The sequence below is a fragment of the Pseudomonas agarici genome (assembly GCF_001543125.1).
GTDB lineage: Bacteria > Pseudomonadota > Gammaproteobacteria > Pseudomonadales > Pseudomonadaceae > Aquipseudomonas > Aquipseudomonas agarici.
In genome coordinates, this window is the sequence record NZ_CP014135.1 from 4,111,691 (window position 1) to 4,125,033 (window position 13,343).

The window sequence follows — 13,343 nt, forward strand, 5'->3', positions numbered from 1 at the left end:
CCACCAGAAAAACCACAATCGCGACCTTGGCGTCAGCTCAAACATCAGGCAAAAAAAATCCGCCACCCAAGGGCAACGGACTTTTGCGGTGCGAGAAAAACAGCATCAAGTCATCTGGATGATGGTCTGCATGATGGTGCTTTGGGTGGAGATGGTCTTGGCGTTGGCCTGGTAGTAGCTCTGGCCCTTGATCAGGTCCACTAACTCGCTGGTCAGGTCGACGTTGGAGCCTTCCAGGTTGCCGGAAACGATCGAACCATTGGTACCGACCGCTCCCCCGTCGTAAGCCGGCTGGCCCGAGGCGAAGGTCTGTACCCAACTGGTACCACCTTTGGGCTGTAGACCCTGTTCGTTAGTGAAACTTGCTACCGCTACCTGGCCGATAGCCTTGTGCTGGTTGTTGCTGAAGTTGGCGAAGATGACGCCAGAACCATCGATATTGATATCGGTGATCTGGCCTGTGGCATAACCGTCGCTGATGATGTTGGCACGAGAAGTGTCGGCGTTGAACTGAGAGGTCTTCGACCAGTCGGTGGCGATGCCGGCAGGATTGGCACCTGCGCCGTTGGCCGCCCACACGCCATTGGTCACCACGCCAGGAATCCAACCAGTGACGGTGATGCTGGTGTTGCCGGCTGTTCCGCCGATACTGGTCAACTTGCCGGAGGAGTCAAACGCCATTGGCACAGGAACCGGGTCGGTTGCGGCAGCCGGTACGGTAGGTGGCACTGTCGGCACCGTTGCCGCCGTACCATCGGGGTTGCGCCCGTCAATCAGCGTATAGACGTTCCAGGTGTTGGCAGCGGTCTTGACCACATACTGGTCCAGCGAGTGCTTGTTGCCCTGGGTGTCGTAAATGTCGGAGCTGAATGGTTTGGTGTAGCTCGCCTGGTTCGACGGGTCGAACGGCGTGGTGGCCTGATTGATCACCGGCGACTTCGAATCGAAGTTGATCGTCGCACCCACCGTGGTGGTGGTCTGCGGCGGCAGGTTCGAGACGTCGATGCGTAGGTCGGTCAGTACGCCGGGGATGATATTGCCCTTGGCGTCAGCGGCAAAACCCTGCACGCGAGCGGTACCATCGGAGTTGGTGACGTAGCCGTCCTTGTCGGTCTTGAAGGTACCGGCACGGGTATAGCTCAGCGAACCATTGTCGCTCAGGGTGAAGAAACCGTTACCCTGAATTCCCATATCCAGTGCGTTACCGGTGGCGGTCATACCCCCATTGCCGAAGTTCTGCGAAACGTTAGCCAGGTTCACACCATTACCGATGGTTTTGGCGGCAACACCGAGCTTGGTCGCCGAGTAGACGTCCTCGAACTCCGCACGGGACGACTTGAAACCGGTGGTGTTGACGTTGGCAATGTTGTTGCCGGTGACGTCGAGCTGTTTCTGGGCCGCATTGAGACCGCTCAAGCCGATATTAAAAGACATGGTTCACTCCTTTGTTTCGCGTGGATCGGCTCTTACAGGCCAATGGTCTGGACTTTGGACAAAGCAATGCTGCCCAAGCCCGCCAGGTTAAGCATCATTTCACCGCCGTTCTGCCCCAGGCTTACGCTGCTGACGGTCGCCGGCAGTTGGGTAACCAAAGCGGTCGCCTTACCGTCGATCTGCGAAGTGGCACTGAACGTGTACGTACCGTTGGCCAGCAAGGCGCCCGAATCGTCCTTGCCATCCCAGGCGAAAGCGGCGTTGCCGGCTTTCTGGCTACCCATGTCGATGGTCTTGACCACCTTACCCGTCGAATCGCTGATCTTCAGGGTCAGGTTGTCGACGGATTCCGGGGTCGTCACCGTGCCGGTAAATGGCTTGCTGGTATCGACCATGGCTCTGTCGGTCGGCACAATGACCGAGCGACCGACCAGCGACGATGCCTGCAGCGCCTGGGACGACTGGAAGGCGCCAGCGATGTTGTTCACGCTGCTGTTGAGCGTGGTGATGCCTTCCAGGCTGCTGAACTGGGCCAATTGAGCGACGAAAGCACTGTTGTCCTGGGGGTCCAGCGGGTTCTGATTCTTGAGCTGGGTCACCAGCAACTTCAGGAATGCATCCTTGCCCAAGGCCTGACCACCGGAGGCACTCCCAATGGCGCTACCCAGCGTATCGGTATTGCTATTACTGGCCACCTTGTTGTTGGAGGCATTGATAATGTCGTTAAGGCTCAAACCGCTGATGGAATCGGAAACACTCATGGCTGTGGCCCTTTATCACTGACCCAGGGTCAGAACCTTCTGCATCATGGTTTTGGCGGTGTTCATCATTTCCGCATTGGTCTGGAACGAGCGACTGGCGGAAATCATGTCGGCCATCTCCTCCACCACGTTGACGTTTGGGTAGTAGACATAACCCTTGGCGTCGGCCGCCGGATGATTGGGCTCATAGCGGGCTTCCAGATTGCTCTGGTCCTCGACCACGGCCATCACCTGAACACCCTGGCCGGCCGCATCCTGGTTCTGGAACAACGAGTTGCCGCCGCTCTGGTCGCCCTGGAACAGGGTCGCGAACACCGGGTGACGCGCCCGGTAGGTCTTGTCAATGCTCGACGAGACGGTCTCGGCGTTGGCGATGTTACTGGCGACAGTGTTCAGGCGAGTGGTCTGGGCACTCATGCCGCTACCGGCAATGTTGAAGACGCTGGCAAGGGACATGGCTTACTCTCCGCGCAGGGCTGATACCAGCCCTTTGAATTTACTGTTGAGCAGGGTAAAGCTGGCCTGAAAGTCGACCGCGTTCTGCGCATAGTTCGATTGCTCGATCTGCGCATCCACGGTGTTCTGGTCGATCGACGGCTGCATCGGCGTGCGGTAGCGCAACGCCGCATCGCCGTCGCCCAGACCTTGGGCTTCGATATGACGGCTGTTGGTGGTATTGAGGGCGAAGGTGCTGCTCTTGGCCTTTTCGCTCTGCTCGGCGAGCACGGAGGAAAAGTCCATGTCCCGAGCCTTGTAGTTCGGCGTGTCAGCGTTGGCGATGTTGTTGGCCAGCACTTCGGCACGTTGGGCACGGAAGCCCAGGGCTTTCTCATGGATACCGAGCGCTTTATCGAAGCTGATGCTCATGTCGGGAAACCTTCAAGAGTTGACCTGATCGTTGAAACAGGTTTTTCGTTGGCAGAACCAAAGCAAGCCTCATGCCAATTCCTCAAAGGCGGTAAATCAAGGCTTTGTGAGGGGGCAAAGGGCGGCAATGCCAGAAAAGCGGCAAGGCATTTCCGCCGAGTGCCGGTAAAGCGGCAAAAAAACCTGCAAACCGCATGACGACTTCAAAGGCTCCGCTACAGGCATCAAAACCGAACGCCAACGCCCCGCCCGTGCATTGGCGCCGCCACTGAAAATGAACGATGGCCCGGGGTCGTATCGAAGGTGCCTTCGGGATGTCTCGGCGCCAACTGCAAGGCCACCCGCAAGCGCAAGGCCTGATCGGTACTGCGCGGCTACTTGGCCTGGTAGATGATCCCTGGGCTGCACTGCACCATCTGGTAATGGTCCGGCAAGCCGTTCAAAGCCTCGGAGGCACCGAGGAACAGATAGCCCCCCGGCTTGAGGGTTGCGCGAATGCGCATCAGGATGTCCTTCTTCACCTCGGCGGAGAAGTAGATCAGTACGTTACGACAGAACACGATGTCGAACTTGCCCAAGCTGGCGTAGCTGTCCAGCAGGTTGAACGAACGGAACTCGACCCGGCTCTTGATCGGCGCCTTGACCCCCCAGCGGCCGGGTCCTTTCGGATCGAAGTAACGCTGCAGGCGCTCGGCCGACAAACCACGGCCAATGGCCAGGCTGTCGTATTCCCCGGTCTTGCAGTTGGTCAGCATCAGCCCCGACAGATCGGTGGCGACGACCTGCACCCCCGCCTTCAACAGGCCCATATTGGTCCGCTCAAACTCGTCGATCGACATCGAAATCGAATAGGGCTCCTGCCCCGATGAACAGGCGGCCGACCAGATGCGCAAGCGCTGTCCAGGGCTGGCCTTGATCGCTTCCGGCAATACCTTGCCCTTCAGCACTTCAAACGGATAGGTGTCACGAAACCACAGCGTTTCGTTGGTGGTCATGGCATCCACCACCTGCTCACGCAGACCACTGCGCGGCAGGGCCTGGATCTTCTGGACCAACTCGCCCAAGGACTTGATGCCTTGCTGCTCCATCAGTTTGTTGAGGCGGCTGGAAACCAGATACTGCTTGTTTTCACCGAGCAGAATGCCACAGGCCCTTTCCAGGAAGACCCGGAACTGTTCAAAATCCAAATTACCCGTAGACAATGATGCCGCCTCTTAAATCGCCAGTACCGCCGGGGACGAATCCCCGAGCCGTTATTCTGCAGCCTTGATCCGGTCAACCACCCGGGATGCCAGGTCATCAGGACGGAACTTGGCGAGGAAGTCATCGGCACCGACCTTCTTCACCATCGCCTGATTGAAGACACCCGACAAGGAAGTATGCAGGATGATATGCAGCTTTTGCATGCGTGGATCGTTGCGGATCTCCGCCGTCAGGGTATAGCCGTCCATCTCGGGCATTTCGATGTCGGAAATCATCATCAGGAACTCTTCTTCCGGCTTCTTGCCCTCGTCGACCAGCTTGCGCAGGTAATCCAGCGCCTGCCGACCGTCGTTCAACGCAACCACCTCGACACCCACCGTCTGCAGGCAGCGCGTGACCTGTTTGCGTGCCACCGACGAATCATCGACCGTGAGCACTCGCAACGACACCGCCTTACGTTGGGTCTCGACATCCACCACGCCGAGGGAAATCGACTCGGGCGTGGGTGAAACTTCGGCCAGGATCTTCTCGACGTCGATGATCTCCACTAACTGGTTGTCGATCCGCGTCACCGCGGTCAGGTAGTGATCGCGTCCAGTGCCCTTGGGCGGCGGATGGATCTCCTCCCAGTTCATGTTGACGATGCGCTCCACCGACGTCACCAGAAACCCCTGGGTCTTGGTGTTGTACTCCGTAATGATCACGAACGGATTACTCCGGTCCTTGAGCCCCCCGGAGCCGGTGGCCATCGCCAGGTCGAGGATCGGGATGGTTGCCCCACGAATATTCGCCACACCGCACACGACTGGATTGGACCTGGGCATCAGGGTCAGCTTAGGGCATTGCAGCACCTCGCGTACCTTGAAGACGTTGATCCCATACAACTGCTGGCCGTCGAGACGAAACAGTAGCAGTTCAAGGCGATTCTGCCCCACCAGTTGTGTACGCTGGTTCACCGAATCCATCACACCCGCCATGCCAGCCCCCTCTCACCCAAGCTTCAAATCCGACACGCATTCCAGCGTAAACGGCACGAGCTTTGCTTTTTATGTTGTTATGAAAGCACAAACGACATTTTTTCGACGCCTGACACGGTACCGCAGATTGCCCTGGGCTTTGTCGGCTTTATGCTGCCTGAGCCCTGGCACTCCTGCCTTTGCGCAATCGGTGACCTTACCTGATCAGCTTATCGGCGTGACCCAAGGCTTTCTTGAATTCACCGTAGAAGACTATCTGGCGACCAGTCAAACCGAAGGTCGATATGACATCCAGGTCAATCAACTGGATCCGCGTTTGCGCATGGCCGCCTGCGACAAGGAATTGACAGCCAGCCTGGAGAGCCCCGCGACGCCGATTGGCCGGGTCACCGTGAAAATCCGCTGCGAGGGCAGCTCGCCCTGGACCGTGTTCGTACCGGCCCAAGTCAAACTGTTTCGCGATGTGCTGGTAACCACCCGTCCGCTCAAGCGCACTGGGATCATCGAACCGGGCGACGTAGTATTGCGTGAACGGGATATCAGCCTGATCAACCAGGGCTTCCTGACCTCTCCGGACCAGGCTATCGGGCAAAAAATTGTCCGACCGATGGTCATGGACCAAGTCATCACCCTGGCTCATCTTGAACAAGCCGAAGTGGTACGCAAGGGCGATCAGGTGGTCATCAGTGCGACGAGCGGTAGCCTCGTCGTGAAGATGCCAGGAGAGGCCCTGTCCAATGGCGGCCTCAACGAACAGATCCGGATCAAGAACCTCAACTCGCAACGTATCATCAAAGCCCGCATCACAGCGCCTGGGCAGGTAGAGGTCGCTTTGTAAATAAAAGCGACCTTGTAGATAGCTGGCGCGAAGTCAGTGCATTTCCTAAACTGTGACCCAGACAGACAGGAACACAGCCCGCACGTGCAGACTCATTCGCAGATGAGCCTAAAGTTTTTCCGGGTATCGCCGAAAACAAGGCAAGCGTCCAAATACCCAGAGGTTTTTTTATCATGGTCATCGATTTCAGTCGTTTGAATAACGCCCTGTCACTGACAGGCGGTACGCGTATCAGTGCCAACAAGGAAACCGAGAGTGCCGGAAAGTCTGCCTCCGTGAACAGTCAGGCCAACTCGGTCAGCCAGAGCGGAGAATCGGTACACCTCAGCAATGAGGCTCAACAGTTGCAAAAGATCACTGACAAGCTGCAGGAACAGCCGGTAGTCAACAGCGCTCGTGTGGCCGAGTTGAAGCAGGCAATTGCCGACGGCAGCTACAAGGTCGACAGCAACCGCGTAGCCAGCAAACTGCTCAACTTCGAAGCCCAGCGCTAGGCTCCGCCAGCGCCAGGCTTTTGGACGCTTAAAACCCTAGGCCAGCCATGCACGACACCACGTTACTGCAATTGATCACCGAAGATTTTGCTCCAGCTCAAGACCTGCTTGAGTTGCTTCGCGCCGAATCTCTAGCGCTCCACGGGCGTAACATGTTCGAGCTGGAAGACATTCTGGCGCGCAAGCAGGCGCTGATCGTTCTGTTAGAACAGCATGGCCGCAAACGCAGCCAAATCCTCGCCAGCCTTAATCTGCCCGCAAATCGCGTCGGCCTGGAACAATTGGCCGCACAGTCGAGCGTGGGCGACGAACTACTGAGCCAAAGCGAGGTGCTCACTCAGCTCCTGGCCGATTGCCAGACAGCCAACGAACTCAATGGACGCAGCATCCAGGTTCAGCAAGCGACAACCACCAACCAGTTGAAGATCCTGACCGGCGGCGAGCCTCCCACGCTCTATGATGCTCGCGGTTCAACCGCCAGGCTTGCGAAGCCTCGACCGCTTAGTCAGGCTTAAAACCGCACTGGTGTGCGCTCTATCCAAGGCGCACAACATACTGGCAAAATGATGGCCTTTGCATGTAGTCGTATTTTGTCTGGAGATTGATGAACCGTGTCCAATGCCTCAAGCGCGGACGATGCTCCGCAGCCACCCAAGGTGCTAAGCACGCCTCTGGAAATTGCCGCTAACCTGCGGATGCTGCAGGAAAGCCATGACCCGTTGATCATTACGTTCCACGAGCGCAGCCAGCGCTTCCAGAGTTTTGTGATCGATGTCGACCGGGAGGCTGGCACCCTGGCCTTGGACGAAATGATACCGCGCGACGGCGAACGCTTCCTGGCGGCGGGAGAACCGTTGCGCGTCGAAGGCTTCCACGAGGGTGTGCGCATTACCTGGGAACAATCCCAGCCAATGAGCATCGACGAAACCAACGGCTGCTATCGCGGTAGGATTCCCGAAGAAGTGGTCTACCACCAGCGCCGCAATGCGTTCCGCGCGGCCTTGAAGCTGGCCGACCTGGTGAGTGTCGAACTCAGTGGTGAAAAGCTCAAGGCCCCGGTCAGCGGCAAACTTCTGGATATCTCCGCGAGCGGTAGCAAGCTGCGCTTCGAAGGCGATATCTCTGACCGTCTGCAGTTGGGCCAGGTCTATGAGCGTTTTATCGCCGCACTACCCTTCGGGCCGATGACCGCCCCGGTGGAACTGCGTCACCTGCATTTCGAAGAAAGGATCAACACCACTTTCGCTGGCGTGCGCTTCCACAACATGAGCGGCCTGGTACAACGTCAGGTCGAACGTTTCGTCTATCAGTTGCAACGTGAGGCACGGCGTTTCGACAAGGACGACGATTACTGAACCAGCCGCTTTTTGCTTTCCAAAAAATAGGCCGCCCTCATCAGGCGGCTCATTTTTTACCCACGCTATCAGTTGCTCGACTTGTGCGCCGGCTCCGGGTCTGACTCATCCACTTCGCCAACCATCTCAGGCGCGGACGCGGGGGACGCCACACCGTCGCACATCTGATCCAGCACGATCTGCTCGTCGACCCGTGGATCGAGGGCCGCTCCCAAGGGCGACATGGCTTCAGGCATGACCACGTGCTGCAACGGCGCATCCTCGACCTGATGCAGATTGGTCACGGCCTTCGGTCGGATGCGCCATACCAGGATCAAGGCGAAGAAGCCGAAAAACGCGTAGAGCATATGGCTGCCGAACAGCTTCATCAGGATGCCAGCCGCCAGTGGTCCCATACTTGCGCCGATACCATAGGTCATCAGCAACATGGCGGTCAGCGACACCCGCCGATCGCCCTCGATATGGTCGTTGGAAAACGCCACCGCCAGCGGGTACAGGCAAAACTGCAACAGCGACACCACAAACCCGGAGATGAACAGCACCTCAAGCGGCGCCGTGGAGAATATCGCCAGCGGTAAAGAGGCCAATGCCAGTAAGAAGGCGACACTGCGGATCAACATGGCCCGATCATAGCGATCGGAGAGCCAGCCCAGCGGCCACTGCACCAAAAAACCGGCAAAGATGCAGCAGCCCATGAACAAACCGACCTGTTCGGTGGAGAGCCCCTGCTGGGAGGCATAGAGCGGCGCCAGGCCATAGAAGGAGCCAACGATGAGCCCCGCGCCCATCACCGTGGTCAGTGACTGCGGCACGCGCTTCATGAAAAAGCGCGGTTCCAGAGGGGCCGGATGCAGAGGTGCCGGGTGAATTCGCCGGGTCATGGCCACCGGCACCAAACACAACGCGAAGCACAATGCGACCAGCATCAGCAGTTCCAGCCCAAGGGCCGGGTGCATAACCAGGATCAGTTGCCCCAGCACCAGGCCCAGGTAGGAAGCGATCATATAACCGCTGAACACGATGCCACGCTGCTTGGCTTCCGCCTGCTCATTCAGCCAGCTCTCGATGACCATGTACTGGCACATCATGCCCAAGCCCACGATCATCCGCAGGAACAGCCAGGCGGGCAGCCAATTGATCAGCCCATGACCCAACACCGCCGCACTGACGATCCCGGCACAGGTGGCATAAGCGCGGATATGCCCGACCCGCGCAATCAGCCGATGGCCGATTTTGCCTCCCAGCACCAGGCCGAAGTAGTTGGCAGCCATCAGCGCACCCACCCATAGGCCGTCGACATGGTCGGCCGCCAGGCGCAAGGCCAGGTAGGTACTGAGAAGGCCCGAGCCGATCAACATCATCAGCGAGGCGAAATAAAGCGCTCGAAAGGATTTCCAGATATGGCGCATCGGCGTTCCGAGCGGCTCCTTGAATGAGGTTTCGGACTCCCGAGAAGATAGTCCGAATAGGGGGTTGCGTCTAAGCCTGAGCAGCTAAAATCCGGCGCTCCCAAGGCGTAATTTCATCCAGGAAGCTGGTCAGTTCCAGGGTCTTCGAAGCCCCATAGCCTTCGATGAACTCCTCGCCAAACAGATCCTTCGCCAACTGGCTATGCTTCAGACGCTCCAGAGCAGCATGCAAGGTACATGGCAGCGCCAAAGAATCCGGAACTTCGAATTGGCCCTGGATTGCGGCCGTCGGTTCCAGCTGCTGTTCAATACCGTGTAGCCCGGCGGCCAGGCTGGCGGCGATTGCCAGGTAAGGGTTGGCGTCGGCTCCCGGCAGACGGTTTTCCACTCGCCGCGCTGCTGGCGAGCTGGCCGGAATACGCAGACCGGCTGCCCGGTTGTCGTGAGACCAGCAGGCATTGTTCGGCGAAGCGAACGGGTGGCACAGGCGTTGGTAGGAATTGACGTTCGGCGCAAACAGAGCCGTGAAGTCGGCCATCCCCACCTGCAACCCACCGATAAAGTGGCGGAACATTGCGGTCGGCTCGCCCGCCGCATCGCTGAAGACATTTCGCCCGTTGCCGATCTTCACCAGACTCTGGTGAATATGCATCGAGCTACCCGCTGTCTTTGCCAAGGGCTTGGCCATGCAGACCACGATCAGGCCATGCTTGAGGGCGACTTCCTTGAGCAGGAGCTTGAACAAGAAGGTCTGGTCGGCCAGCAACAGCGGATCACCGTGCAACAGGTTGATCTCGAACTGGCTGACGCCCATTTCATGCATGAAGGTGTCGCGCGGCAGGCCAAGCGCCGCCATACAGCCATAGACTTCGTTGAAGAACGGCCGCAAACCGTTATTGGAGCTGACGCTGAAGGCCGAATGACCGTCCTCGCGACGACCGTCGAGGCCCATGGGCGGCAGGAAGGATTGGCTAGGGTCGGTATTGGGCGCGAAGACAAAGAACTCCAGTTCGGTCGCCACCACCGGTGCCAGTCCACGCGCGGCATAACGGGCGATCACCGCCTTGAGCTGACCACGGGTCGACAAGCGCGAACTTTCACCCGTCAGTTCGTTCGCGTCGCAGATCGCCAGGGCACGAGGCTGTTGGCTCCAGGGCAGGCGATGGACCTGCCGTGGGTCGGCATTGAGGACCAGGTCGCCATCATCGCCACCGTAAAAACGCGCAGGCGGATAACCGCCCATGATGCACTGCAACAGGACTCCACGGGCCATCTGCAAACGCCGCCCTTCGAGAAAACCTTCGGCAGTCATTACCTTGCCGCGCGGTACACCATTGAGATCGGGCGTGACACATTCAACCTCATCAATGCCGGTCAATCGCTGTGCGAGTGAACTCTGGCCATCGGTCCTCATGACTCAATCCTTGTTGTACAAGCCGAGAACGGCGTCTCGTACAAAATACGCACCACCTGTTCGGGACTTCAAGCGGGAAACGAGGAAAAAAGTCTGACTCAAGGAAGATAGAGACTGAACAAGGCCCCTCCCAAGGTGCCGCCGTTGCTGATCTCGATGCGCCCACACACACCATTACGCTCGTGCAGGGCCGCAATGCGTGCCGCGAAATACAACCCCAGGCCGGTACTTCCCGTGGCGCAATTGATGCCCTGGACATAGTCCGCCTGCCGCTCGAGCATCTGCATCGGATAGCCGGGGCCATCGTCATTGATCGTCAGCACCCAGTGTTCGCCCTCTTCACGCACACTGACCAGCAGGGCATGGCAGGCATAACGAATAGCGTTGGTGATGATATTGCCGACCACCGAGCCGATCAGTTCCCGATCGAAAAACCCCAGCGGACTGAAAGCATCGACTTCGTAGCTGGCGACGATCCCGCGACTACTCAAGACTTCCTGGCGGCACGCCAGTTGCGCCTCGATAAAATCGTCCATTTCATGATAATTGGGGCGCAGAGGTAATTGATTGACCCCAAGCTTATACAAGCCCAGCAGTTGCACCAGCATGCTGTTGAGGTGAGCGAACTCGTACTCGATGACCGCCTGCTCGGGAGTCGCGCGTTGCGCCTCGGGCAAACGGCTTTGCCACTGGCCATGGGCTTGCATCAGCATCGCCAGCGAGTTTTTCATATCGTGTACGGTCGAGGCGATCACCGTGGAAAAATCCAGTCCCTGGTCATTGTTCCTCATTGGCCAAACGCTCGAATGCGCAATTTCTGAAACCTCTCATAACGTGGATCAGTGTCGGGCATCTTGCCGACCATTTTCAGGCAGGCACGACACTCTTCGAGGATCGCTGCGTCAGCCGTCTTCTGCGCGGTCACCAACAGGGCTTGTGCGGCGTTGAGGGCGATACTGATATTTTTCGGTTGCAGGGCCAGCGCCCGCCGGAACAGATCCTGCGCTTCTTCCAGATTACCGCCCTTGTAACTACGCACTCCCTGCACGTTAAGATCGATTGCAGCCTTGCCGCTGCCGAGAATTTGCGGATCGTCGGTCAGCTTGGCGATTCCTTTCATCACTGCCGGGTCATCACCGTAGATCTCCACGCAGCTCTTGAGCATCGAGGCACCGGCCTCAACCTGGCCCAACTGCTGCAGTTGCTTGGCCACCAGCAAGGCAGCCTCGGCACTCATGAAATTCTCCATGCCCTCCAATCGCGCCATCGCTTGCTCGGTGAGCTTGTCGGCGGTTTCGGCATCATTGAGCAGCAGACTGGTGGCCTTCATCAACCGCGCACGTACCTGCAGCCCCGGATCGTTGGCATTTTCCTTGGCGACCGCGCTGAGGGTCTGATTGATCTCCAACCGTGTACGCGTATCCAGGCCTCGTTGGCTGCCCTTACTGATCAACGCATGGGCCAGGCCGAGATTGCTTTCTGGATCCTTGAAACGTGATTGCTCGCCCTGAGACACGGCTTGGCGATAGGCTTTCGATGCGCCTTCGAAGTCTTCGTTGGCCATGGCTAACTTGCCCAGCAACGATTGGCGGCGTACCGCCAGCGGGGACAGTCGCACGGCCTCCTCCAATATGCTCTGGGCACGCTTGGTATCGCCTTGCTGCATCAGCACCTCGGCAAACCCGTCGTACAGCGCCGGCATCATCGCAAAAGCCTTGAGCGCGGCTTCATAGAGCTCCCGGGCCTGAGTGATCTGGCCGCGCTTGTAGAGCAGTTGCCCAAGCATCGCGTAAGCCCATGGCAATGGGCGGTCATTGAGGATGCCATTGAGAAACCGTTCCAGCGGCTCATTCTGGTTGAGCGCGCGCATCGCGTCGGCGCGATAGCGTAGGCACAACGGCGCAAAACGGGCGTCCTGCTGGGTCAGACGGGTACAGGCGGCCAATACTTCAGCCGGTTTGTCACGGTCGAGTGCCTGCATAATCGGCTTGAGCAAGTTCTTGCGTTGGACCAGCTTCTCCAGACGCTGAGCGAGACTGGCACGGTTAAACGGCTTGGTCAGGTAGGCATCGGGCTCATGCTCCAAAGCACTGAGTACCATGGCCTGGCTGCTTTCGGCGGTCACCATGACAAATACGCTTTCATGACTGATCAGCTTATCGACCATCAGGTCTTCAAGCACTTGTTGACCATTCTTCCTACCATCACCGAGATGGTAATCATGCAGGACAAAATCGTAGCGCTTCTGCGCGCACATGCGCAGCGCCTGTTCCCCGGTGTCGGCGGTGTCCACTTCCTTGACACCCAACTCGCGCAGCATGGACCTGACTGAACTGCGAAAATCGGAAAAATCGTCGACGATCAGAAAGCTTTTTTGGTGATACGCCAGCATCGAGATTCCTGTCATGGGAAATAGAAGATAAGCCCGAGGGCAATCACCAGAACGGGCTCAGCCTCACTGCTACTTTTGCGTGCAAACGTACAGGCCACCAGCGTACAGATGGTGTTTTATATCGCTAATCAGGATATCGCCCGCTCGGAGCTAAACCTGAGGGTGAGAGCATGGAATTGTAAGGGGCCGGGGAACACAC

Annotated in this window: 15 protein-coding genes; 5 read left to right on the forward strand and 10 right to left on the reverse strand. The window is 58.1% G+C overall.

The annotated features are described in order from the left end of the window. Nucleotides 1–105: 105 nt before the first annotated feature. Genes flgE through flgB form a run of 4 tightly spaced genes read right to left on the reverse strand, consistent with a single transcriptional unit; the run spans nt 106 to nt 3,062 of the window. Nucleotides 106–1,434, reverse strand: a complete 1,329-nt coding sequence (gene flgE, locus AWM79_RS18100; RefSeq protein ID WP_017133028.1) for a flagellar hook protein FlgE — start codon at nt 1,432–1,434, stop codon at nt 106–108. 32 nt (nt 1,435–1,466) lie between these two features. Then, complete coding sequence (gene flgD / locus AWM79_RS18105; protein WP_060783449.1) at nt 1,467–2,195, reverse strand: flagellar hook assembly protein FlgD; 729 nt, start codon at nt 2,193–2,195, stop codon at nt 1,467–1,469. A gap of 15 nt (nt 2,196–2,210) precedes the next feature. Continuing rightward, nucleotides 2,211–2,651 (reverse strand): flagellar basal body rod protein FlgC, encoded by a 441-nt coding sequence (gene flgC, locus AWM79_RS18110; RefSeq protein WP_017133030.1) that lies wholly within the window; start codon nt 2,649–2,651, stop codon nt 2,211–2,213. Nucleotides 2,652–2,654: 3 nt separating this feature from the next. Next, the gene (flgB, locus tag AWM79_RS18115) at nt 2,655–3,062 is read right to left on the reverse strand and encodes a flagellar basal body rod protein FlgB (RefSeq protein WP_017133031.1); all 408 of its coding nucleotides are present in this window, start codon (nt 3,060–3,062) and stop codon (nt 2,655–2,657) included. Between flgB and AWM79_RS25065 the strand changes: the two genes are divergently transcribed. After that, complete coding sequence (locus AWM79_RS25065; protein WP_156430126.1) at nt 3,027–3,260, forward strand: hypothetical protein; 234 nt, start codon at nt 3,027–3,029, stop codon at nt 3,258–3,260. The two genes, flgB and AWM79_RS25065, sit on opposite strands and share 36 nt — an antisense overlap. 176 nt (nt 3,261–3,436) lie before the next feature. On the opposite strand, the gene cheR is transcribed toward AWM79_RS25065, so the two are convergent. Both cheR and AWM79_RS18125 read right to left on the reverse strand, forming a co-directional pair. Then, nucleotides 3,437–4,264 carry a protein-glutamate O-methyltransferase CheR gene (cheR, locus tag AWM79_RS18120; protein WP_026013289.1) on the reverse strand — a complete coding sequence of 276 codons (828 nt, stop codon included), beginning with the start codon at nt 4,262–4,264 and terminating at the stop codon, nt 3,437–3,439. Nucleotides 4,265–4,315: 51 nt separating this feature from the next. Beyond that, on the reverse strand, nt 4,316–5,242 hold the full coding sequence (locus tag AWM79_RS18125; protein ID WP_026013290.1) for a chemotaxis protein CheV: 927 nt from the start codon (nt 5,240–5,242) through the stop codon (nt 4,316–4,318). A 79-nt stretch (nt 5,243–5,321) separates the two neighbouring features. On the opposite strand from AWM79_RS18125, the gene flgA reads away from it, so the two are divergent. The 4 genes from flgA (at nt 5,322) to AWM79_RS18145 (ending at nt 7,929) form a co-directional block, all read left to right on the forward strand. Next, nucleotides 5,322–6,080 (forward strand): flagellar basal body P-ring formation chaperone FlgA, encoded by a 759-nt coding sequence (gene flgA, locus AWM79_RS18130; RefSeq protein WP_039792725.1) that lies wholly within the window; start codon nt 5,322–5,324, stop codon nt 6,078–6,080. Nucleotides 6,081–6,253: 173 nt separating this feature from the next. Next, nucleotides 6,254–6,574: a flagellar biosynthesis anti-sigma factor FlgM gene (flgM, locus tag AWM79_RS18135; RefSeq protein ID WP_017133035.1), complete on the forward strand. Its 321-nt coding sequence runs from the start codon at nt 6,254–6,256 to the stop codon at nt 6,572–6,574. 47 nt (nt 6,575–6,621) lie between these two features. Beyond that, nucleotides 6,622–7,089, forward strand: coding sequence for a flagella synthesis protein FlgN (locus AWM79_RS18140; protein WP_017133036.1), 468 nt, complete (start codon nt 6,622–6,624; stop codon nt 7,087–7,089). 96 nt (nt 7,090–7,185) lie between these two features. Further along, nucleotides 7,186–7,929, forward strand: coding sequence for a flagellar brake protein (locus tag AWM79_RS18145; protein ID WP_017133037.1), 744 nt, complete (start codon nt 7,186–7,188; stop codon nt 7,927–7,929). Nucleotides 7,930–7,997: 68 nt separating this feature from the next. Here AWM79_RS18145 and AWM79_RS18150 read toward each other — a convergent pair whose 3' ends face one another. From AWM79_RS18150 to AWM79_RS18165, 4 genes are all read right to left on the reverse strand, one after another. Continuing rightward, nucleotides 7,998–9,338, reverse strand: a complete 1,341-nt coding sequence (locus AWM79_RS18150; protein ID WP_060783450.1) for an MFS transporter — start codon at nt 9,336–9,338, stop codon at nt 7,998–8,000. 70 nt (nt 9,339–9,408) lie between these two features. Then, nucleotides 9,409–10,650, reverse strand: coding sequence for a glutamine synthetase family protein (locus AWM79_RS18155; protein WP_176987136.1), 1,242 nt, complete (start codon nt 10,648–10,650; stop codon nt 9,409–9,411). Between the two features lie 200 nt (nt 10,651–10,850). Beyond that, nucleotides 10,851–11,543: a sensor histidine kinase gene (locus tag AWM79_RS18160; protein ID WP_017133040.1), complete on the reverse strand. Its 693-nt coding sequence runs from the start codon at nt 11,541–11,543 to the stop codon at nt 10,851–10,853. Then, nucleotides 11,540–13,144 (reverse strand): tetratricopeptide repeat-containing response regulator, encoded by a 1,605-nt coding sequence (locus AWM79_RS18165; protein WP_017133041.1) that lies wholly within the window; start codon nt 13,142–13,144, stop codon nt 11,540–11,542. Before AWM79_RS18165 ends, AWM79_RS18160 begins: the two co-directional genes overlap by 4 nt. Nucleotides 13,145–13,343 lie beyond the last annotated feature (199 nt).